Below are 22,302 nucleotides of genomic sequence, written 5' to 3' on the forward strand. Positions count from 1 at the left end.
GCTTTTTACCTTCTGCCTACTGCCTTCTGCCTCTTTGAAGCTTTGAGCCTCCTTCGGAGGAGCTTTGCTAACGGAGGAAACCTCCGCACCCTTACGGGAAGACGCCGGAGGCGTCTACAAACTTCTCTCTGCCTTCTACTTAGTAGTTGAGAGTTACAAGTTCAGAACCAAAATCTGTTACTCATAACCCAGAATTCATAACTCATCACTCATAACTTTCTAGGCACTGGTTAGGCGCAAAGAAAGGCGACGCAGTTGACCTCGCAAACTTGCGTCAATTACCTGAGAACCCACTTTTATAATGACACCACCGATGATGTCACGATCAATTTTGGTGTCTAGTTCTACTTCGCGAGCCTTGGTCATAGCAATGACCTTTTCTTTCACTGCTGAGGACTGCGCTTCGGTCAGAGGTACGGCAGATATTACTTCTGCTAACACTGTTTGTTTGAGTTGCCGCAACAGCACCAAATATTGCTGGCAAATATCTTCCAGCAAAAGAATGCGCCGTCTATCTACCAGCAGCATCAAAAAGTTACGGAGATAAGTGTTAGTACCTTCACCGAAGATACGATTGATGACTGCCTTTTTATCCTCTGGTGGAATAAAAGGATTGCCAAAAAAGTTCCGCAGTTGCTCGCTTTCAGACAACAAGTTCAGCAAAGAGCGTATATCCTCACCAAACTCTTCTGTCTGGTTTTTTGATTGCGCTACCGACATTAAAGCCTGTGCGTAAGGCTGGGCTATTTCGGCTGTTGCGATATTAGTTTTCATCCCTTGCCTCCCAGTAGCGCGATGCTGCGATCAATTAATGTTTGTTGGGCATTGTCAGAAATTCCACTTTTGAGTTCTGACTCCGCTTTTTGCAATGCCATCGCGACTACCTGCTGCCGTAGTTGAGCGATCGCTCGCTCTCTTTCCGCACTTAAATCACGGGCAGCGGTTTCTTTCAAACGTTGCACATCTTCTGCTGCTCGTGCCAAAATTGCTTCACGAGTTGCCTGAGCGTTTTCTTCAGCAGATTTACGAATTTGTTGTGCCTCTGCTTGTGCCTTAGTCAACTTCTGCTGTGCGTCGGAAAGCTGTTCAGCAGCTTGTTTTAAGCGCTCTTCTGCTTCCCGAATTGCTGTTTCAATATTTGAGCGCCGCTCGCTCAAAGTGTTGCCTACAACTTTACGCCCAAAGTAAAATAATACGCCAATCAGAATCGCTAGGTTAATGATGTTGGTTTCTAAAATGTCTAAGTTGAGACCGAAACCGCCTTCTGCTGATTCTGCTTCTGCCAATGCTTCTGTGGCTAGTAATAAGACAGTTCCTATGATACCCATCTACAACTGCGCTGCTCCCTTGCTAGTAAGTTTAGAACTTTCCCCAAAGGAAAAAAGGGAAAAAAGTGTCAATGCGTGACACTTAATTCAGCGCTTACAGAGACTACGCCCCGCTGCGCGTATGCCTTTTTTGGAACCGATTTTGCGAGCTTGATCAAAATAGCTCTACTTCCCAACTAAACTTGGTTCCAATAGTTTTTCTAGAATTTGCCTGCTAAAGGCATCTACCTGTTGTTCTAAAGAACGTAAAGCTTCCTGCTTTTGCTGTTCTATTTCTTGAGCCACTTGTTCTCGTTGAGCTTGAGCTTCTCTTTGCGCTTGGGCGATTTTCTCAGCAGTAATTTTCTGAGCATCTTCCTGAGCATGAGTTACAACTGCTTGGGCTTGCTTACGAGCATCCGCAAGCTGCTGCTCATATTCCTTTGTCAATCGCTCAGTTTTAGCCAAGCGTTCGCGAGCTTCAAGGTTATTCGTTCGGATGTAGTTATCGCGATCGTCCAATGCCTTGGTCAGTGGCTTATAGAAAATCACATTCAATACAGCTGCCAACAGCAGGAACTGCAATGCCATCAAGGGCAAGGTAGCATCGAAATCAAACATTTCTCTCCTCTTTGGCTGGGACAGCAGTTTTCATGGCAATATTTCAGTTAACCCTTGATTATGTGACTAGAGACCCAATAAATATAAAGGGTCACTCTAGACAACAGACGTGATTGTTCACGTCTGTTCATCAACAAAAGAGTTTTAAGTCTTAGGAAAATGGGTTAGCAAACAATAACACCAGCGCAATCACTAGACCATAAATTGTCAGTGATTCCATGAAAGCTAGGGTTAACAGTAGAGTACCGCGAATTTTTCCTTCTGCTTCTGGCTGACGGGCAATACCTTCTACTGCTTGACCAGCAGCATTCCCTTGACCAATACCAGGGCCGATTGCAGCTAAACCAATTGCCAAAGCGGCAGCAAGAACTGAAGCAGCAGAAATTAATGGATCCATTTTGATTTTCCTTACTTCGACTACAAAACGAACGGTTTTTGATTTGAGATTTTAGATTTTGAATCAAACTCAAAATTCGAGCTGCCAAAATCTAAAATTACATCAACTGAGGACTTTACCAGTTATTCAGTGATCAGTTATCAGTTTTTCTTTACTGTTCACTGTTCACTGTATCTAATGTTCCTCATGCTCTTCACCACCATGTCCCTCCATCGCCTCATGAATATACGCGCCTGCTAATGTGGCAAAAACCAGGGCTTGAATGGCACTAGTAAATAACCCCAAAGCCATTACCGGCAGAGGCACGAATAGAGGAACTAAAAGAACCAGCACTGCCACCACTAGTTCATCCGCCAAGATGTTACCAAAAAGTCGGAAGCTTAGGGACAGAGGCTTGGTGAAATCTTCTAGAATCGCGATCGGTAGCAGGATCGGTGTCGGCTCGATATACTTTTTAAAGTATCCCAGACCGCGCTTGCTAAAACCGGCGTAAAAGTAAGCCAAAGATGTCAGCAACGCTAGTGCTACTGTCGTATTGATGTCATTGGTCGGAGCAGCTAACTCACCCGATGGGAGTTTGATGATCTTCCACGGTACCAAAGCACCCGACCAATTTGAGATGAAGATAAACAAAAACAGTGTGCCAATAAATGGCACCCAAGGACGGTACTCTTTCTCACCAAGTTGGTTTTTTGTCAGATCGCGAATAAATTCCAAGGCATATTCCATCAAGTTTTGTATGCCACTAGGAATTTTCTGGATGTTCCGAGTCGCAGCAAGTGAAGCCACTACTAGAACGGCAATCACAAACCAAGAGGTGAGAAAAACTTGCCCGTGTATTTTTAGATTGCCCAATTGCCAGTAGAAATGTTGACCGACTTCTAATTCGGCAAGGGGAACAGAATTGAAGAAGTTCAGAAAATTCAGCATTTCCTTCCCATATCAATTATTTCTCCAATCTTAGCTGGAGAGCAGGAACAGGAGCCTGGTGTGGATTTTCTTTCCAAAAACCTCACATTGAGCTATTTCAAGGTTGTCGAGGATTCGGTAAAGCAGAGAGAAATCCCTCCCTGATGACGTAGAAGATGAGCGTTGCTTTATAAGTGAGAAAACCCAAAAATATGGGCAATATTTGTAGCTGATTCCACCGAGATGCCACTAGAATTATGATTACTAGTAAAGCAAACCGATTTTTACTCAGCTGCCGTTTTTCTTGACCCAATCGCTCAACATCTTTTGCCAACATCCTTACATAAACCATGCCAGTAGCTGCCCCAAGAAGATAATTTAGGGCAATGTTTAGGGAATAAAAAATCCACACAGAGATAAAAATAATCCCCGTCAAGACAAGTGTAATTACCAAAAACTCCTGATAGAGTTTATAAAACTCCTGCATGGAGTCTACTGGTTCTGTGTCCTCAAAACCAGATTGAGTATCTTGTCGTGTTGTTGGTGTGGGATCAGTTGATTCATCAGACAAGCTCACGGGACTCGAAACCAGTACAGCTAATTATGTTGACTGCACATTCAGCCAGCTAAATCATATCACGATTGAGTAACAATACTTTAGAAAAAAACAATTCACTTAACTGTTAACCAATGGGAACGGAGTGTGGAGAGTGCAAGATAGCAAGCTGGAATGAGCGAGGAAGAAAACTATTTCTCCTCTGGTACCTTTACTATGCTATCTCATGCTTCTTTGGACTGTGTGTTTTTCTCAAGTAATGGCAGCACCATTTCTGGTTCTTGTTACCAGGTTCAACCTGGTAACGAGGGTTTAGTGGCTCTGCTTAGTGGCTGTTGTAAGCAGAGGGGCTTCAGGAGATAGGGAGAACAACTAACCACTATAGGGCGGGTTTAAAACATAAATTGTCTTTTTCAACCGTAAAGATAGTCAGTAAAACCAGCCCCTACCAATGACCAATAACCAATTAAGCAGGTGTTAATAAAATTAGCTGCTGCTTGAGGAATTTTCTGACTTCATCTAAACTAAGCTGCAAATTTGCCAAAATCTCAGCCACTGTTGAGTGACTATTACACTTTTGCAAAAACTCCAGCTCGACTGGTGACAAGTTGACTATTTGGTAATCGTAATTAAATATACATTGACTAGGAAAGCCATCAATACAGGGATTAAGTTCAGGAATGGCTGCCAAAAGAATTTTATTGTCTGACCAATCAGCTTTAGCAAGCGGAGGGCGACCGAGGAAAAACTCGTAATGGGTAACTTCTGGATCAAGTAATTCTATAAGACGGTAGCGTTGGCGATCACTTAATTTTTTTGCTCGTTCAACCAACTCTGGTGCTTTGCTCAAAAGTCTGTCTAAATCCCAAAAACCAGGATTAGAGAAACCAATAAATTTTAATCCCGATGCATCAATTAATTCAAATAAAGTCTCAATATTGTAGTCTATCTCCTGGGGATGGACATACATATCGGCAAAGCACTCGTCACGCTGATTTTCTAGCGACCAACGTTCCCTTTCTCGCTTGACAAGTCGATTAGTTTCTGGAAGTGAGGCAAATATCTTTCGTCCTACCTGAACACCATCGCGGTAGTCACCCTGTTTTTCCCCTTGGAGGAGAGCGATCGCTTTTTGCATCAGTTGAATTTCCCAGCGTCCCAATTCCCCATAAACAAAGATGTGCATCAAGCCGCCAGGGGCTAACTTTGTTGCTAAGGCTTGAATACCACGAATCGGATCGGGTAAGTGGTGCAGCACTCCTACGCAATTAATAAAGTCAAACTCACCCGGAAGCTGTTCTACGTCGTACAAGCTGAGGTGATGAAACTCAACGCGGTTGGCTCCAGAACGCTGACAACGCTCTTTTGCTACTTCTAAAGCACCTGCACTGAGGTCAATGCCCACAACACTAGCTTCAGGATTAAGGTGGACTAGGTACTCTGTTCCTACCCCTGTACCACAACCAGCATCCAAAATGCGGATGTCTTGCTTTTGAGGTTTTTTTCCTATGCAGAAGTTGTAGGCAGCTAGCCAATTCCAACGCCAGTTATAACCTGGGGGCGGTTCGTCTAGCAGTGGTTCAGGGGGAAAAGGGTAGGTGTTGTATAAATTGGCAACAGCAGCGCTAATTGTTTGTGAGTCAGACATATCTGGAGCTGAAATCGCAGTATTTTTGAGTTTATCGCTTGTAGTTGCTATTTAGGGAATTGTTGAGTTGGCAGTAGCTTGTGATGTTAAACCATGGCTTAGGAAATGCGATCGCCTCAAAAACATCGACACATTCAATCGCATGGATGTTATGGCTGTCAGATAAAATTAAGTTAGCTAATACCCTTTTGGTCAAGTCCTTGCATGAGGCTTTTTTCGCTATAGATACAAAACTTAGGTTTTCTCTCAGAAAACTGTAGCAATCATCTTAAAGAGCCGACACATTAACACTACAGTTTCTACACACTTCTTAATAAAGCCCCAGATAAATCGCAAAACGTTCTAATCTAAAAGCTGATTGGGTTAATTTTTTTCTGGCAGATGAGAAGGCGGCACGGGAATGCATAACTATATCCGTGTGTCAAGCCCAAAACTGGCCCAGACTTAACACATAAACGCATATGATGGGAGTTTTACAAATCCGATGAGTGTTAAGGCAAGTGGTGGAAGCTCAGTTGCGCGTCCGCAACTATACCAAACCCTAGCAGTATCAACCATTTCTCAGGCAGAGCAGCAAGATCGCTTTCTGGGAGCTGGTGAACTGAGTGAACTGGCTAATTATTTTGCATCTGGTGCAAGACGTTTAGAAATTGCCCAGATTCTAACTGACAATTCCGAGATAATTGTTTCTCGTGCTGCCAACAGAATTTTTGTTGGGGGCTCACCTATGGCTTTCTTAGAAAAGCCCAGGCAACCAGAAGTAGCGATGGCAGTAGCAGCTGCTGCATCTTCCTCGGATGTTAGAGATGCAATGAAATTGGGAACTGTCACCTATGTGGAAACTCGTGGTGGCTTCCTAGAAAATTTACGTTCCATCTTTAATTCTTCACCTAGCGGCCCGACTCCTCCAGGATTCCGGCCAATTAATATTGCCCGTTATGGCCCAGCTAACATGGCGAAGAGCTTGCGGGACTTATCCTGGTTCCTGCGCTATGCCACTTATGCGATCGTTGCTGGTGACCCTAACATCATCGCTGTAAATACGCGTGGTCTACGGGAAATAATTGAAAACGCCTGCTCTGGTGAAGCAACAATTGTGGCTTTGCAGGAAATGAAAGCAGCTGCGCTTTCTTATTTCCGCCAAGATTCTGAGGCAGCAGACATTGTGTCTCAGTACATGGATGTTTTGATTTCAGAATTCAAAGCACCCAGCCCTTCTAATAAACTGCGGCAGCGTCCTTCTGGTGATCAACAAGGTTTACAACTGCCCCAGGTTTACTTCAATGCAGCTGAAAGGCGTCAAAAGTTTGTGATGAAGCCTGGGCTATCTGCAGCCGAAAAAACTGAGGTTGTCAAGGCAGCATATAGGCAAATCTTTGAGCGTGACATTACTCGCGCTTACAGCTTGTCCATATCTTATTTAGAATCCCAGGTTAAGAATGGCGACATCTCAATGAAAGAGTTTGTTCGCCGCCTTGGCAAATCTCCACTTTATCGCAAACAATTTTACGAACCCTTTATTAACAGCCGTGCTCTAGAACTTGCTTTTCGTCATATTTTGGGAAGAGGGCCTAGCAGCCGAGAAGAGGTACAAAAATACTTTGATATTGTTTCCAAAGGTGGTCTAGCAGCATTAATTGATGCTTTGGTAGATTCTGAGGAATACTCTGACTACTTTGGCGAAGAAACAGTACCTTACATCCGCGGTTTGGGTCAAGAAGCTCAAGAATGTCGTAACTGGGGGCCACAGCAAGATCTGTTTAAATACAGTGCGCCTTTCCGCAAAATACCTCAGTTTATCACGACCTTTGCTGACTACGAACAGCCTCTGCCCGATCAACATCCCTACGGTTCCGGTAACGATCCGCTAGAAATTCAGTTCGGAGCAATCTTCCCGAAAGAAACTCGCAACCCCAGCAGCCGTCCTGCTCCTTTTGGTAAAGATACAAGACGCATCCTCATTCACCAGGGGCCAGCGACTAACAACCAGACTGGCAACCCCAGCGCTCGTGGTGAGTTTCCTGGCACTTTGGGTGCAAAAGTTTTCCGCTTGGATCAAATTCCCAGAACACTGAGCAAGGGAACTGGCAAGGGTGCAAGCGTTAAATACTCCGAAAGCTCCACTCAAGCGTTAATTCGGGCAGCTTACCTGCAAGTTTTCGGTCGCGATGTCTACGAAGGACAGCGACTAAAAGTGCAAGAAATTAAGCTAGAAAACGGCGAAATTTCTGTACGTGAGTTTATTCGGGCTTTGGCGAAGTCAGATCTGTTCCGCAAGCTGTACTGGACGCCGCTATATGTGTGTAAGGCGATCGAGTACATCCACCGTCGCTTGTTGGGACGTCCAACCTATGGTCGTCAAGAAAACAATAAGTACTTTGATATTTGCTCCAAGAAAGGCTTTTATGCCTTAGTGGACGCCATCATTGACTCACAAGAGTACAGTGAGGCCTTTGGTGAAGATACAGTTCCATACGAACGGTATTTGACCCCATCTGGTGTGGCTTTGCGGAAACTCCGCGTTGGTAGCATCCGCGAAGATGTGGGTGCGAAAGTTGAGAAGGAAGAAACACCACGCTTTGTAGAACTGGGTACTGTCAAAGAAAGCCGGACAGAACCTGATGTTCAATTCCGTATCAACCAAGGCGTTAGCAAAAAGCGCGAACAAAGGAAAATCTTTAAGTTGGTGGCGGGTACAAACGACAAAGTCGCCGTACAAACTGTAATTAGCGCTGCCTATCGCCAGATTTTCGAGCGGGATATTGCACCTTATGTTGCTTCTTCCAGAGAATTCAAAGTATTGGAAAGTAAGCTTAGTAACGGTGAAATCACTGTTAAGGAATTCATTGAAGGTTTAGGTTGTTCTGGCTTATACCTAAAAGAATTCTATGCGCCTTATCCTAATACTAAGGTGATTGAGCTTGGTACCAAGCATTTCTTGGGAAGAGCACCAGCAGATCAGGCGGAAATAAGGAAGTATAATCAGATTCTTGCAACTCAGGGTATTCGCGCCTTTATTCGAGCAATGCTAAATACTCCAGAATACCTGCAAGCATTTGGTGAAGACACCGTACCTTTTAACCGCTTTGCAACTTTACCAGCGGCAAACTTCCCGAATACTCAGAAGCTATACAACCAGCTGACCAAGCAAAGCAAGGATATTGTCATCCCCAGCTTTGAGCCAACCAAGTCGCGGATGAATGTAGCCCAAATGCCAATTATGGCAAAGGCGATCGCAGACATGGCGGCACAAGCAAAGGTGATCGATAAGAGCAAGCCATTGTTTGTTGAACTAGGTCGTTCCTTTAACGATGGTCGCGGACAGTCGGTAGAAGTGGGTGTAGGTACTACCCGCCGCAAACCGGCACGTATTTACCGCATGACTGTAGGGGCAAACCAAGCAGAAATGCAACAGGTGATGAACGCCATTTACGTTCAGGTAATGGACGTATTTAGTGGTCAGATTCCTCAGTATTTCCGCCGTTCTGATTTAGAAAGCAAACTGCGGAACGGAGAAATTTCTGTACGCGAGTTTGTGCGCGATCTAGCTAGCTCCGAAATTTATCGCAAGCGCTTCTACACCCCCTATCCCAACACCAAGGTGATCGAATTCCTCTTCCGTCACCTGTTGGGACGTGCACCAGCTACTCAGGCAGAAATTCGCCAGTACAACAAACTACTGGCTGATGGCGGCTTGAAAGCAGCTGTAGAGGCGATGGTGAATAGTCCAGAGTATACCCGTTACTTTGGTGAGGATGTAGTGCCTTATCAGCGCTATCCGTCCCTACCTGCGGGTAACTACCTCGGCAGTGTCAAGGCAGCAGCAGATCTAGTCAAGCAGTCTTGGTCTAGCTTGTCTCCATCTGTATTAACTGGGCGCTATAGCCAAAGTTAAAGACTGGTCATTTTCTTTGGCTATCTTTTGGTCGGGATAAAGATCCAGAACAACTTTTGTATAGCAGAGGAAACGAGGGGAGTTGCACACTCCCTCGGCTCCTCTAGCTTGTTTTGGCTCTTGTTGCAACTTTTCGTAACATTGCTTTCAGAATAGTGGTGCGACTTTAAACATGAAAAGTAATGTTACAAACTGTTAAAAGCAGTCATAAATGCTCAACATAATGCCCGAAAATAATTCCGGAAGGTAGCTGAATTTATAAAGCTTGTTTACTCTTAATTACTCAAGCATCTTAAAATAACTGCTGAGTCTAACAAAAGTGAAGACAAGTTAAATCAGCCACTGAAAAGTCGCACCAGTATAATCAAATTCTGGTTTTATTCGTATTGGAGGAATCCATTAATGAGTATCGTCACGAAGTCCATCGTGAATGCAGATGCAGAAGCCCGCTATCTCAGCCCTGGCGAACTGGATCGGATTAAGAGCTTTGTTTCTGGTGGTGAAAAGCGCCTACGGATTGCTCAGGTTTTGACAGATAACCGTGAGCGGATTGTTAAGCAAGCTGGCGATCAGCTCTTCCAAAAGCGCCCTGATGTTGTTTCTCCTGGTGGCAACGCTTACGGTCAAGAAATGACCGCTACCTGCTTACGCGACCTAGATTACTACCTCCGCCTTGTTACCTACGGTGTTGTAGCTGGTGATGTCACCCCAATTGAAGAAATTGGTATTGTGGGTGTTCGTGAAATGTACAAGTCTCTCGGTACTCCCATCGATGCCGTTGCAGCTGGTGTAAGCGCAATGAAGAATGTTGCTGCTTCCCTGTTGTCTGCTGATGATGCTTCTGAAGCAGGCGCTTACTTCGATTACGTCGCTGGTGCTTTGGCGTAGGTAAAGCTGTTTCTGTGCTAAACAGAAGTATTGCAATAAAGTTGGAAATAAGGAAATAACAACATGCAAGACGCAATTACCGCTGTTATTAATTCTTCAGACGTTCAAGGTAAGTACTTGGACACTGCTGCTCTAGAGAAGCTCAAGGGCTACTTCTCAACTGGAGAACTACGTGTACGTGCTGCTACCACAATCGCTGCTAATGCTGCTGCGATCGTGAAAGAAGCTGTGGCTAAGTCCCTCCTGTACTCTGATATCACCCGTCCCGGCGGTAACATGTATACCACTCGCCGCTATGCTGCTTGCATCCGCGATTTGGATTACTACCTCCGCTATGCTACCTATGCTATGCTGGCTGGTGATCCTTCCATTTTGGACGAGCGCGTACTCAATGGCTTGAAGGAAACCTACAACTCTCTGGGTGTACCCATCGGTGCTACTGTACAAGCTATCCAATCAATGAAGGAAGTAACCGCTAGTTTGGTAGGCCCTGACGCTGGTAAAGAAATGGGTGTTTACTTTGACTATATCAGCTCTGGTTTGAGCTAGGAGATAGTTTGCGCTTAAGAGTTTAGGTGCGACTTTAAATTAAGGTCTGGAAATCAGTCGTGAGTGCTAGGGTGTTATGTCGCTTATCAAGCTAAATAAATGAATGATGAGTGATAACTGTCTAGTATTGACGCTTGATTTCCAGCCTTGGAATGAATAAAGACAAAAAAGACAAGATTTTGAAATAAATAAAGTTTTCACTTTCGCTACAGGAGATTTACGACAATGTCGCGCTTATTTAAAATTACTGCTTGCGTTCCCAGCCAAACTAGAATTCGCACTCAACGGGAATTGCAAAATACTTACTTCACTAAGTTAGTTCCTTATGAAAACTGGTTCCGCGAACAGCAACGTATTCAAAAAATGGGCGGCAAAATCGTTAAAGTAGAATTAGCTACTGGTAAGCAAGGAACAAATACTGGTTTAGCTTAATGTAATTGCTATAGACCAAATTATTGTAGGGAGTTGTAAGAGGTCAAACAGACCTCTTTTTCGTATTATTAATCAAAAGTACAAGCATCTTGCCGATTTGGTAATATACATGTACTACTGATAGAGATAATAGCTAATACCGATTTTGGATTAAAACATTTTGAAACAAGACTCCCTATGCCAATTTGGTATAAAAAGGAGCTATTAATAATGTGAGATCCCCGACTTTTCTAAAAAGTCGGGGATCAGTGTTTTTAGTTCATTTATATTGACTGACTAAATTTGATAGCCTTCTTGTAAAAATCAGTTTGTTTGAAAATAGGAAGAGTACAAAAGGTTCAATTAAACATTTTCAAGAGACGATATCCACGCGTATACAGTGGAACTGGGCTTCCTACTTTCTGCCTTGCCTTTGCCTCCTCAACAGTTTCATCAAATATAATTAGTGTTTCCTTACCCACCTTCAACCACTCTTGATAAGGTACGCTCATATCTTCTTCTACACCACCAATACTTGGTGGTAACATTGCCCGGTATGCTTCGTTGAATTTTCTGCGAAATCTAAAATCTACTGAAATTCTTAATCCTTCTGCTTTACGTCTAACTGTTTGGTGCAAACCGCGGGCATCGTTGAAGTACATTGTACCATGTTGTAGTTGTGCTTCTGGATAGGAGACAACCATTGGAATATCTCTACCTTCATCAAAGTCGGACATTATCCGCATGGCTTGTAGTTCCATTTCACGGTGCATTTCACCAGCTTCAATAGTTATATTGTCTATGTCACCAAACAGCGGCAAAATTACAACTGTTGCATCTGCTGGAACTCCTGCCCAAACATCGCTATGGCATTTTGAGCTAGCAAAGGGTAAACGAGATTTTTCTGGATCGGTTTTGCCGTATACCAGGCGGAGATTTACTGGCAAATCTACTGCATCGATTAAGTCATTTGCTCCTAATTGGTAAAAAGCTTCAGCAACGCTCTTTTGAAAAAGGTTAAAAACCAGAGTGTGTTCTCGCTTTGGCATCAAAAGTCCAGTTCCGGTATAGTTAGGCAAAGTATTTCTTGCTTCTAGCAATCTCTGGAGCATTTGTGCTTCTGAGAGAATGATGGGGCTATTTAAACAAGCTGAAATGTAAGTTGCTGCTGCAATTTTGATTTGCTGGAAGAGTTCAGGCTTTAACTTGTGTTCAAACAGTAGTCGATACTGCCGCTTGGTAGCAATGCGATCGCTCAGTTCATCAAATAGTTGATCGCCTAGTTGAGAGAATGCGATCGCACGCTCATATTCTGAATGCTTGTTCAGTTCTGCTCTAGCTAACAATCCTTTCATGATTATCCTCACTCAATTTTTGTGATTGAATACAGTTGGGTTTAGAAATAGAGAAATATAATTTCTAACTGATAAATTCTACTGGTTTTATAGATTAATAATAAAGTTCTTACTAATCTAATCTAATGAAAACCAATAATCTTATATTGAATGAATATAAATGAATTTAAAAGAGTAATAACTCGGATGAATTCTGTAAATCATAAATAAAGAGTATGAGGAGAATCATTTAAAAATTTTAAAGCATATTTAATTATGAAGCTTAATCGAATAAAGATGAAATTTTCTTGAGGTATTATCTAGCTTTGTATGAATTTACTAGTAAATAAATAGAAGATAGTGTGAACATTATAGTTTTGGCTGACTCTAGCAACTTCTTGATATCGAAGTAATAAAAATCAGTAAAATCAACATTATCAACAAAATATACAATTGCTAAAACTATAGGTAGCTGGTAAAAGCTTATTCTTTTGAGAAAGAGTCGATTGATTATCAGTAATTAAGTTGAAGTATGACTTATAAGCTTTTTCAGGCTTAGGACTCAAACTTGTTTGTTTCTGTTCTTCTCGGATTTGACAGATTGTATATTCTTAATGCCAAAGGATTGTAATTTAGTTAAGTACACAATCTAGGTATTAAAAACGAGCATAAAGACAGTTTTGTTTCTGAATTATGCTGTATAACTTTTGAGAATGATTTAAAACCAACTATTTATGCAAACGTCAGGATCTTAACCAAATAGATTTCTTGAATTGAACTAATAAAAAACTGAAAAAAATGACAATCTCAAATAATAAAAATTCCACTAAAAACCTTTATAACAGTACAGCCTCACAGTGGGTTAGAGGAGAACCTGCTTCACTATCTGACTTTACAGCACGCCCGTTTGTGCTAGAACTTTGCGAGCCTGTTAATGGCTTGCGGGTACTTGATCTTGGTTGTGGCGAAGGTTATTGCAGCCGAGAGTTACGCAAAAGAGGTGCAGCACAAGTATTTGGCATGGATATTTCCGAAGGCATGATTGCCGCAGCAAGCTTGCAGGAAGCAGAAGATTCCTTAGGTATTCAATATCAAGTAGGGTGTGCTACCGAACTCAAACGATTTGGCGATCGCACATTTGACTTGGTAGTTGCAGTTTTCCTTTTTAATTACTTAACAACTGCTCAAACCCAGCAATGCATAGCAGAAGTCGCACGCGTACTTTGCTGTGGGGGTAAATTTGTTTTCAGTGTTCCCCATCCATCTTTTCCCTATATGCGAGAAGCTGCTTATCCCTTCTATTTTGAAGTTGAAGGTAGAGGCTACTTCAGTAAACGAGATTGGCAATTTCCAGGGCGGATATGGAAAAGAGACGGTTCTTGGCTAAATGTGCAATTGGTTCATAAAACCTTAGAAGACTATTTTGATGCTCTCAAAAAAGCAGGCTTCAATACGATGCCAATCTTAAGAGAATTACGAGTTACTCCAGAACATATAGCACTCGATGAATTATTTTTCCGTCCTTTGATTGATTTACCACTTCATCTCGCTATACAGGTATCACGATGAAAAACTTATCTTCTTTTGCTAACGTTCAGGAATCTTTACGTGGAATTACGGCTAATCATCCCCTTTGGAATCATGAGTTTTTAAGCCGTTGTCGTGCTAGACAATTATCCTTGCAAGAGGTACAAGTACTGGCTGTTCAAATGTACAAATTCTCCAAAGAATTTAATCGTATCCTAGCTAGCATTTTATCTTGCTGTAAAGATGAAAGTGCTCAGTTAGTCATCCTAGAAAATCTATTTGACGAAATGGGGCAGGGAGATTTAAATCAATCTCATCCAGAATTATTTCGCCGCTTCACACGTGCACTTGGCATTGACGATGAAATTCTTGCCATCCAGACTCCAACTCTTGAAACTCAAGCCTTAGTTAATACCTATCTACAAATACCACACCAGTATGGTTTTTTAGGTGCAGTTGGTGCAGTGTGTTACGCTTCAGAAGGTATTGTAAGTACACTATATACTCAACTTTATCAAGGCATCATTGGCGCTGCACCTTTACCACAAGAATCTCTGATATTTTTTGAAGTCCATATTGATGTGGATGATAGCCATGCAGCAAAGTTAGCAGCATTGATTGAACCTCGGCTAACCACAAATGAAGAATTAGAAAAGATAAAACTTGCCATTTTAGAAGCAATGAATGCTCGCGTGCAATTCTTTAATGGGGTTCAGCGTCAAATAAACGAGTCTAGCTTGATTGTTAATTCATTGATGCTTATGAATGTATAGCAATAAAAAGTAAAAATACTGTTGTAAGTGTGCTGGATTTAGCAACTAAAATAGCATCCAGCCTACTTTATTTTTCTCTGTCATCCAACGATAGTGTAAAAGCAAAGTTTGGCTATGACAAAAGCTTTCAAAATAGATGTGTAAAATTTATTCTTAAGTCGGATTGCAAGTAAAAAATTTAAATTAGACATAAAAATCAGGAGGCTGAATGTACGGGTTAGTCAATAAAGCAATTCAAGATATGGTGTGTAGCCGCTTTGACGAAAAGATTTGGGAAGAAATTAAGCAAAAAGCAGAGATAGAAGTAGATGTTTTTATCAGAATGGAAGCTTATCCTGATGACATAACTCATAGGTTAGTAAAAGCTGCTAGTGCTGTACTTAATCTGTCACCTCAAGCAGTTATGCAAGCTTTCGGAGAATATTGGGTGCAGTATACAGCACAGGAAGGTTATGGTGAACTGATGGATATGAGTGGGGATAACTTAGTTGAATTTCTAGAAAATCTTGATAACCTTCATGCTCGCGTAGGAATTAGTTTTCCTAAACTGCAACCTCCATCTTTTGAGTGTACAGATACAGAAGAAGAGACTTTAAGCTTACACTATCGTTCAAATAGAGAAGGACTAGCTCCAATGGTGATTGGTTTAGTTAAGGGATTGGGAACAAGATTCGATACAGAAGTTGATATTACCCAAACCCAAAGTCGGGAAGAAGGGGCTGAACATGATGAATTTTTGGTGAAATATAAACCACAATGAGAACAACATGATTCTTACTCAGTTGAGTCTTTCGTTTGATTCATTTGCAAAAGTGTTTCCATTTCATTTTGTAATTAACCACAAATTGGAAATTATACAGGTTGGTTCTGTTCTACAAAGGATTTGTCATAAAGAAATAATTGGTAACTCTTTTGAAGAGCATTTTCAAATTAATCGTCCAAATATTCCTATTGATTTTGATGTTGTTATTAAACAGTCTCGCGCTCTTTTCATCTTGGAATTTCTCCACAATGGAATGCAACTTAAGGGACAAATGATCTATCAATTAGAGCAGAACGTAGTATTTTTTATTGGTTCTCCCTGGCTAACTGATACTAATAGTCTTGCTCCTTTTGGTCTTAAACTCAAAGATTTTGCAATTCACGACCCCATTGTTGATTTTATCTTTTTACTACAAGCTAAGAATATAGCTTTAGCTGATACTGAAAAGTTAACAGCAGAACTAACTCAACAACAAATAGAATTAAAAAGTGCATTGCAAATCAAGGAAAATTTAGCTAAAATTGCTAAATCGCAGGCTGAAAGATTAAAAAAATCTTTAGTGGAATTGCAAGATGCCCAAGCTCAATTGGTTCAAGCAGAAAAAATGTCTAGTCTTGGGCAAATGGTGGCAGGAATAGCTCATGAAATTAATAATCCTATTAATTTTATTTATGGCAATATAAACTATGTTGAGGAGTATGCACGAGACTTATTAAACTTAGTGAAAATATATCAGAAATTTAATTTTAATCAAATATCAGAAATTCAAGACTATCTTAAAAATATTGATTTAGAATACTTAACTGATGATTTACCACAAATCATCAATTCTATAAAAATAGGTGCAGAACGTATTACTGAGATAGTTTTATCTCTTCGTAACTTCTCCCGCTTGGATGAAGCCGAGATGAAAAGAGTTGATATTCATGAAGGAATAGATAGTACTTTACTAATTTTACAACATCGACTCAAAACTCAATCAAATCGTTCTGGTATAGAAATTGTGAAAAAATATGAAAAATTGCCTTTAGTAGAGTGCTACCCCGGACAACTTAATCAAGTATTTATGAATATTATTAGTAATGCGATTGATGCGCTGGATAGCCATAAAGGTAAAAACTCTATGGGAGACAACCATGCTCCTCAAAGTAAAATCACTATCGCCACAGAATTATTAGAAAATAACTCGGTCTTAATCAGAATTGCTGATAATGGTTCAGGTATACCTGAGGCTATTAAATCACAAATTTTTGATCCGTTTTTCACAACTAAACCTGTTGGGAAAGGTACAGGATTGGGTTTGTCAATCAGTTATAAAATAGTAGTAGAAAAACACAAGGGACAACTTAGTTGTGTTTCACAACCAGATCAAGGAACCGAGTTTTGGATCACAATTCCTCTATCAGTTGATAGCCAAACAGTGAATAATGCTGAATCACTGAGTTATGTGATGCAAGAGAGTCTTTAGGAATTGCTCCACAGGAAGTGATATTGGGTTTTGTAGAGAATTACGGAAAAAAAAGGACAGCAGAGCAGTTTCTACTCAATGCCTTGACAAGGATTCGCACGCAGCGCGATGCTGTGGTGCCAAAACTAAATTTGAAGCGTGAATATATTCTACCAATTGGCTTTGCGACATTGGTTCTAGAATAATTAGTTTGTCTGCCACTTCCAGTTTAAAGGCTAATTTCTGTAAAGTTTTAATTTGATAGTTTCTTGCTTGCCCAATCACTGTTAAAGAAGCAGGAAAATGTGGTAGTGGCAGGTGGTGATTATAACACGGTTTACGAATGTGCAGCAGTAGGTGTACCTTTGGTAGCATTCGCTTTTAAACGATTGTACGTTCTTCAGTATCAAAGGGTTTCTGTGGTATACCCTGCACGGAATATCGCAGATGCTGTAGAGATAGTCAGGAAGATTTTAGACAGGATAAATACCAAGGTTGTTCTGTCTGTACCTGATTATATTAACGGTGCTGTACAAGCAGTGCGGTTAATTGCAGGAATTCTGAATGTCGATCAAGTTTGAGGAGCGCGATCGCTCTAGAGCGTACTATTATTAAACGTCGATTGGGAACATCACACTTAAATCCGTACAGATTGTGAATCTACGCCGCTTGATTCCATTGTTTGATAATACCGTGTCCAGCTGGGCATTAGAGGCACGCCTATTACGCTGGTTAACATTAGTTTGGTTATTCTTTGGCTTAGTGATACTATTTTCAGCATCCTATCCTGTTGCTGATGCTCGTCATGATGATGGGCTGTATTACTTTAAACGCCAACTGGTTTGGGTTTTAGTCGCCCTAATATTATTCAACATCACAGTCAACTTACCCCTACGTAAACTTTTGGGTGTATCCCATTGGTTTGTCTTTTTGCTATTGGGATTTATTTTTCTTACCCTAGTGCCAGGGCTAGGAAAAAAAGCTTTTGATGCCTCTCGTTGGATTGCCCTTGGGCCAATTCCAATTCAGCCTTCTGAACTGATTAAACCATTTTTGGTGCTACAAAGCGCAAGACTTTTTGGTCAATGGGATAGACTAAGTTGGCATGTTCGCTTCACTTGGTTGGGTATTTTTTGTCTTGTCATTTTGGGAATTTTAGCGCAACCTAACTTGAGTACAACCGCGCTTTGCGGCATGACTATTTGGCTAATCGCCTTAGCCGCTGGTTTGCCCTACAAATACTTGGGAGGAACAGCAATTGGGGGAGTAGCCTTAGCAGTACTCAGTATCAGCATCAAAGAGTACCAGCGCAAACGGGTGATGTCATTCCTCAATCCTTGGGCTGATGCTACCGGAGATGGCTATCAGCTAGTGCAAAGTTTGCTAGCAGTAGCTTCTGGTGGTACTTGGGGTGCTGGATTTGGGCTTTCTCAACAAAAGCTATTTTACTTACCAATTCAAGACACCGATTTTATTTTTGCGGTGTTTGCAGAAGAATTTGGTTTTGTTGGCAGTATGGTGTTGTTGTTTATTTTAGCGATGTTTGCCACCTTAGGACTAATTGTTGCTCTCAAAACAACTCATCCCATCAACCGACTTGTGGCGATCGGTGTGACAATTTTGATCGTAGGACAATCATTACTCCATATTGGTGTTGCTACAGGTGCCTTACCGACTACTGGTTTGCCATTACCGATGTTTAGTTATGGTGGTAATTCTATGATGGCTAGTCTAGTAGCAGCTGGGTTATTGATTCGGGTAGCACGGGAGAGTAGTGAAGCTGAGGTATTGCCCTTACGGGGATTACCCAAGAATAGACCAGAACACCGACAATATAATAAAACAAAACTTTAATTCTATTCTTTGCAATTTGATCAGACGTAATTTAACGATAACCTCCTTGGGCTAATGCTAAGGAGGTTATTCATTTTATTCATAAACTGATACAATTTCACGTTAATTAGGATACATATAAATTTTGTAGAGACGCGTACACCGCAGGGGTTGCCGTAGGGTAATTTAGCGTCTGTACACTCTCTGTGTTTGTATCAGATTTTTTGTGAAATGGTATGAAATTGAGCGTGCGATCGCGAAAGCAGAAACAATCAAACTTCATTTCTGGGATGCCATCCATCCAGAAACATGGCAGTACCAAATACTGCAAATGCTGTGAATGCTAAAGCACTCCACTTTAGGTAGGGATTCATATCCAACCAATCCAGGAAAGTTGGAATTGCAAGATTACTAAAATCTCCTTCAACTCTGTCATAGCCTGAGATAGGAGCAAAAACATTGTCTGGTGCATCCTCTGACTTTGGTTCAGTTGTGCGCTGCCCGGCAAAGCCCACAAGTAGCAACAGTGAATCTACTAAAGAAGGCGAAACTTTTTGTAGCAAATCTAAAATTTTACCCACATCCCCAACAATAAAATCACGTGTGGGATGTTCGGCGGCATAAAGAATGGCGTCAACAACAATATCAGGCTGATAGTATGGAGGAATTCCTGTAGGTTTTACCCCTAGTTTGGTACGAACTTTGTTGTAGTAAGGTGTATTGATGACTGAAGGCAGTATAGAAGTAACGCTGATGGGTAATTGTTCATGTTGCAACTCGACGCGTAAGGCTTCTAAGAAACCTTCCAAACCATGCTTGGCGGTAGAGTAGGGGCTTTGCAGTGGCAGACTCCGCCTACCTTCCACTGAGGATATATGAATTAATGCCCCGCGTCCCTCGCGCTTTAAATAAGGTAACGCAACCATTGCGCCGTATACTTGTCCCATTAAGGTAACATCAACAACTCGTGCAAATTCCTCTGGCGTAATTTTCTCAAAAGGTGCTAGTATACCTGTCGCTGCAGTATGCACCCAAGTATCTAGCCGTCCGTATTCTGCCACAGCTTTCTCGGCAACTGCCTTAACTTGCTCGAACTCACTTACATCTACAACTACAGATATCGCCTCACCACCAGCGCTTCTAATCTCCTCTACTAAGGACTTTAATCCAGGTTCGCTGCGAGCCGCAACCACCACTTTTGCTCCGCGCTGGGCAAACTTTAAGGCTGCCAAACGCCCAATTCCACTAGAAGCCCCGATGATCGCCACTACCTGTTGATTAATTGGTTTTAATTGCATTGTTTATCATTTCCACTCTTCCTTTCTATGTATTAATTTTTATTAAGAGTAAATCCATCTTTCATAAGACTGGCAAATGTCAAATCCCATCTACCTGTAGCTTCATACTCAAAATAGATGATTTAATACCATTTCACGTTAATCAGCTGACTACTAGCTTTAAAGGCAGAGGGCAGTGGTTCGGTTCCGCTCACCAACCGGGCAGTAGGCATAAGGGATAGATTCACTTTCATTTTTTGCTTGGAACTCTGCTCATTAATGTCTTGCACCACTCTCCATAACCGTAAGGTGGGCACTGTCCATAAAGTAAAATCAGGATTTGAGGAAATTTAAGCAGTGCCCACCCTACAAAAATTGCTCACCACATGAAGGTTGCGACTGATTTAAATAAGATTAAATTGTAAAAAATATGACTTGTATGATTGCAAAGTTAAACGTATGAAATAATCAAACACAAGCATGAAGCAGTAAATCGATGTCACAGTTTCATCAAAAAGATAAACACAGCTTTTTCTATCCTCGCAGTCGCTACTACGGTAAACCTCAACCTGAAAACTTGGCTTTTAATACCAAACTGCAAGAATTTGCTCATCAAGTCGGCTATATTACTAATTTTGCGACTTCAGGAAAACTCTCGCCTGAAGAAGCTTATACTCAAATGAAAACTCTGTGGAAAGATTTAAAACTGAGCAAAAAAAATTTGGGAATTGGAACACGTCGATAGAAAAATATTAAAGATCCTTTTCCCACTGAGGTAGTACCTGGAAATCATTTCGGGTAAGCGACACCACAATATTTTCGGAATTCACTTGGATCAGCCAGCGATCGCTTGGTAGATTATCTGAGAGTACTTCTCGCCCACAAACTACTCCAATTTTTCCAGCAACATAAGCCGGACTTAAAATCAATACCTTAGCTCCGATTTGAATTTCTTCTGGGGTGTGCAATCGCCCTCTTCAAACATTAGTAGAAGTAAAACCTCTAATTTAGCATAACCTGATATTAACCTTAAGTTAACCTAGAATTAAAGATTATTTTTCTAACTTGAAAAAGTCACAGAGAAGTTGGAGCGTCGTTGCACGGCGATCCAAACTTCAAAGAGGCACTAGACGCGGTAGACGCAACAGCAGCGTATCCGTTGGTAGGGAAGAAATTTTTAGAAATCGACCACAGATAAACACAGATGCACACGGATAATTTATCTGTGTTTATCTGTGTGCATCTGTGGTCGTTACTACCATAAAATTGGATATTGCAATCAATCTATTATTTGATACGACTCAAGGTGAGTTTGGCTAATTTAGATTAGACGTAATTTTTAATTCTTTTTGAATATGCACAGCTTTATTCCTCCAGAGCGCTTTTTCCCCTACTTAAGTTGGATTGATATTCAGGCAATGCCAAACAAGGAAAATGTGGTATTAATTCAACCAGTAGGGGCAATAGAGCAACATGGGCCTCATTTACCGTTGATAGTAGATGCTGCCATTGGTGTGGCTGTACTGGGAAGAGCTTTAGAAAAACTTGATGTAAGAATTCCTGCCTATGCCTTACCAACTCTTTATTACGGCAAATCTAACGAGCATTGGCACTTTCCCGGTACGATTACCCTGAGTGCTGAAACTCTTTTGGCAACAATCGTGGCAATAGGAGAAAGTGTTTACCGGGCTGGGTTTAGAAAACTGGTGTTAATGAACTCCCACGGAGGGCAACCACAGGTAATGGAAATTGCCGCTAGAGACTTGCACATTAACTACAGCGACTTTTTGGTATTTCCGCTGTTTACTTGGCGAGTTCCACACATTACTTGGGAATTACTCTCGCCTCAAGAAAAACAATTGGGTATTCATGCCGGAGATGCCGAAACTAGCATCATGCTGTCGATTTTGCCAAACCAAGTCAAGATGGAAAAAGCTGTAGCTGAGTATCCTCCACAGCAGCCAGAAGATAGTTTGTTGAGTGTAGAAGGTAAATTAAGCTTTGCTTGGGCAACACGGGATTTAAGTAAAAGCGGGGTTGTCGGCGATCCTACAACTGCAACAAAAGAAAAAGGCGATCGCATCCTCGAATCTGTATCTGATGGTTGGGTGCAAGTTATCAAAGATATCTATGCGTTTAAACAACCCCAAGCAAATGGGTAGAAGGC

General features: G+C 41.5%; 22 protein-coding genes. 12 read left to right on the forward strand and 10 right to left on the reverse strand.

Going from position 1 to position 22,302, the window contains the following annotated elements; translation table 11 throughout:
* Window positions 1-219: 219 nt before the first annotated feature.
* The 7 genes from atpH to U2718_RS24440 form a co-directional block, all read right to left on the reverse strand.
* Complete coding sequence (gene atpH / locus U2718_RS24410; protein WP_342002661.1) at window positions 220-774, reverse strand: ATP synthase F1 subunit delta; 555 nt, start codon at window positions 772-774, stop codon at window positions 220-222.
* Window positions 771-1,328 carry a F0F1 ATP synthase subunit B gene (locus tag U2718_RS24415; protein WP_342002662.1) on the reverse strand — a complete coding sequence of 186 codons (558 nt, stop codon included), beginning with the start codon at window positions 1,326-1,328 and terminating at the stop codon, window positions 771-773. Before U2718_RS24415 ends, atpH begins: the two co-directional genes overlap by 4 nt.
* A gap of 165 nt (window positions 1,329-1,493) precedes the next feature.
* Window positions 1,494-1,928 carry a F0F1 ATP synthase subunit B' gene (locus U2718_RS24420; RefSeq protein ID WP_342002663.1) on the reverse strand — a complete coding sequence of 145 codons (435 nt, stop codon included), beginning with the start codon at window positions 1,926-1,928 and terminating at the stop codon, window positions 1,494-1,496.
* A gap of 151 nt (window positions 1,929-2,079) precedes the next feature.
* On the reverse strand, window positions 2,080-2,325 hold the full coding sequence (gene atpE, locus U2718_RS24425) for an ATP synthase F0 subunit C (protein WP_016874655.1): 246 nt from the start codon (window positions 2,323-2,325) through the stop codon (window positions 2,080-2,082).
* A 174-nt stretch (window positions 2,326-2,499) separates the two neighbouring features.
* Window positions 2,500-3,255 (reverse strand): F0F1 ATP synthase subunit A, encoded by a 756-nt coding sequence (atpB, locus tag U2718_RS24430; RefSeq protein ID WP_342002664.1) that lies wholly within the window; start codon window positions 3,253-3,255, stop codon window positions 2,500-2,502.
* 97 nt (window positions 3,256-3,352) lie between these two features.
* The gene (locus U2718_RS24435) at window positions 3,353-3,811 is read right to left on the reverse strand and encodes an ATP synthase subunit I (RefSeq protein WP_342002665.1); all 459 of its coding nucleotides are present in this window, start codon (window positions 3,809-3,811) and stop codon (window positions 3,353-3,355) included.
* A gap of 445 nt (window positions 3,812-4,256) precedes the next feature.
* Complete coding sequence (locus U2718_RS24440; RefSeq protein WP_342002666.1) at window positions 4,257-5,438, reverse strand: class I SAM-dependent methyltransferase; 1,182 nt, start codon at window positions 5,436-5,438, stop codon at window positions 4,257-4,259.
* Window positions 5,439-5,922: 484 nt separating this feature from the next.
* Here U2718_RS24440 and U2718_RS24445 point away from each other — a divergent pair, with 484 nt between their 5' ends.
* The 4 genes from U2718_RS24445 (at window position 5,923) to U2718_RS24460 (ending at window position 11,202) form a co-directional block, all read left to right on the forward strand.
* The gene (locus U2718_RS24445; RefSeq protein ID WP_342002667.1) at window positions 5,923-9,333 is read left to right on the forward strand and encodes a phycobilisome rod-core linker polypeptide; all 3,411 of its coding nucleotides are present in this window, start codon (window positions 5,923-5,925) and stop codon (window positions 9,331-9,333) included.
* Between the two features lie 402 nt (window positions 9,334-9,735).
* Window positions 9,736-10,221 (forward strand): allophycocyanin subunit alpha, encoded by a 486-nt coding sequence (gene apcA, locus U2718_RS24450; RefSeq protein WP_026087462.1) that lies wholly within the window; start codon window positions 9,736-9,738, stop codon window positions 10,219-10,221.
* A gap of 63 nt (window positions 10,222-10,284) precedes the next feature.
* On the forward strand, window positions 10,285-10,770 hold the full coding sequence (gene apcB, locus U2718_RS24455) for an allophycocyanin subunit beta (RefSeq protein WP_289792635.1): 486 nt from the start codon (window positions 10,285-10,287) through the stop codon (window positions 10,768-10,770).
* A gap of 225 nt (window positions 10,771-10,995) precedes the next feature.
* Window positions 10,996-11,202, forward strand: a complete 207-nt coding sequence (locus tag U2718_RS24460; RefSeq protein ID WP_016874647.1) for a phycobilisome linker polypeptide — start codon at window positions 10,996-10,998, stop codon at window positions 11,200-11,202.
* 338 nt (window positions 11,203-11,540) lie between these two features.
* Here U2718_RS24460 and U2718_RS24465 read toward each other — a convergent pair whose 3' ends face one another.
* Window positions 11,541-12,536, reverse strand: a complete 996-nt coding sequence (locus U2718_RS24465; protein ID WP_342002668.1) for a hypothetical protein — start codon at window positions 12,534-12,536, stop codon at window positions 11,541-11,543.
* A 777-nt stretch (window positions 12,537-13,313) separates the two neighbouring features.
* Here U2718_RS24465 and U2718_RS24470 point away from each other — a divergent pair.
* The 6 genes from U2718_RS24470 (at window position 13,314) to U2718_RS24495 (ending at window position 18,879) form a co-directional block, all read left to right on the forward strand.
* Window positions 13,314-14,084, forward strand: coding sequence for a class I SAM-dependent methyltransferase (locus tag U2718_RS24470; protein WP_342002669.1), 771 nt, complete (start codon window positions 13,314-13,316; stop codon window positions 14,082-14,084).
* Window positions 14,081-14,815: an iron-containing redox enzyme family protein gene (locus U2718_RS24475; protein WP_342002670.1), complete on the forward strand. Its 735-nt coding sequence runs from the start codon at window positions 14,081-14,083 to the stop codon at window positions 14,813-14,815. Before U2718_RS24470 ends, U2718_RS24475 begins: the two co-directional genes overlap by 4 nt.
* 208 nt (window positions 14,816-15,023) lie before the next feature.
* Window positions 15,024-15,575 carry a heme NO-binding domain-containing protein gene (locus U2718_RS24480; protein ID WP_342002671.1) on the forward strand — a complete coding sequence of 184 codons (552 nt, stop codon included), beginning with the start codon at window positions 15,024-15,026 and terminating at the stop codon, window positions 15,573-15,575.
* A 7-nt stretch (window positions 15,576-15,582) separates the two neighbouring features.
* Window positions 15,583-17,046 carry a sensor histidine kinase gene (locus tag U2718_RS24485; protein WP_342002672.1) on the forward strand — a complete coding sequence of 488 codons (1,464 nt, stop codon included), beginning with the start codon at window positions 15,583-15,585 and terminating at the stop codon, window positions 17,044-17,046.
* A gap of 248 nt (window positions 17,047-17,294) precedes the next feature.
* Complete coding sequence (locus U2718_RS24490) at window positions 17,295-17,606, forward strand: hypothetical protein (protein ID WP_342002673.1); 312 nt, start codon at window positions 17,295-17,297, stop codon at window positions 17,604-17,606.
* Between the two features lie 73 nt (window positions 17,607-17,679).
* Window positions 17,680-18,879: an FtsW/RodA/SpoVE family cell cycle protein gene (locus tag U2718_RS24495; RefSeq protein WP_342002674.1), complete on the forward strand. Its 1,200-nt coding sequence runs from the start codon at window positions 17,680-17,682 to the stop codon at window positions 18,877-18,879.
* A 251-nt stretch (window positions 18,880-19,130) separates the two neighbouring features.
* Here U2718_RS24495 and U2718_RS24500 read toward each other — a convergent pair whose 3' ends face one another.
* Window positions 19,131-20,156 (reverse strand): SDR family oxidoreductase, encoded by a 1,026-nt coding sequence (locus U2718_RS24500; RefSeq protein WP_342002675.1) that lies wholly within the window; start codon window positions 20,154-20,156, stop codon window positions 19,131-19,133.
* Between the two features lie 475 nt (window positions 20,157-20,631).
* Between U2718_RS24500 and U2718_RS24505 the strand changes: the two genes are divergently transcribed.
* Window positions 20,632-20,880, forward strand: a complete 249-nt coding sequence (locus U2718_RS24505; protein ID WP_342002676.1) for a hypothetical protein — start codon at window positions 20,632-20,634, stop codon at window positions 20,878-20,880.
* A gap of 7 nt (window positions 20,881-20,887) precedes the next feature.
* Here U2718_RS24505 and U2718_RS24510 read toward each other — a convergent pair whose 3' ends face one another.
* Window positions 20,888-21,103, reverse strand: coding sequence for a hypothetical protein (locus U2718_RS24510; protein ID WP_342002677.1), 216 nt, complete (start codon window positions 21,101-21,103; stop codon window positions 20,888-20,890).
* 387 nt (window positions 21,104-21,490) lie between these two features.
* Between U2718_RS24510 and U2718_RS24515 the strand changes: the two genes are divergently transcribed.
* Entirely contained in the window at window positions 21,491-22,297 is an 807-nt protein-coding gene (locus U2718_RS24515; RefSeq protein WP_342002678.1) for a creatininase family protein, read from the forward strand.
* Window positions 22,298-22,302: the final 5 nt, after the last annotated feature.

Origin of the sequence: Chlorogloeopsis sp. ULAP02 (assembly GCF_038404745.2) — a bacterium.
Taxonomy (GTDB): Bacteria; Cyanobacteriota; Cyanobacteriia; order Cyanobacteriales; family Nostocaceae; genus Chlorogloeopsis.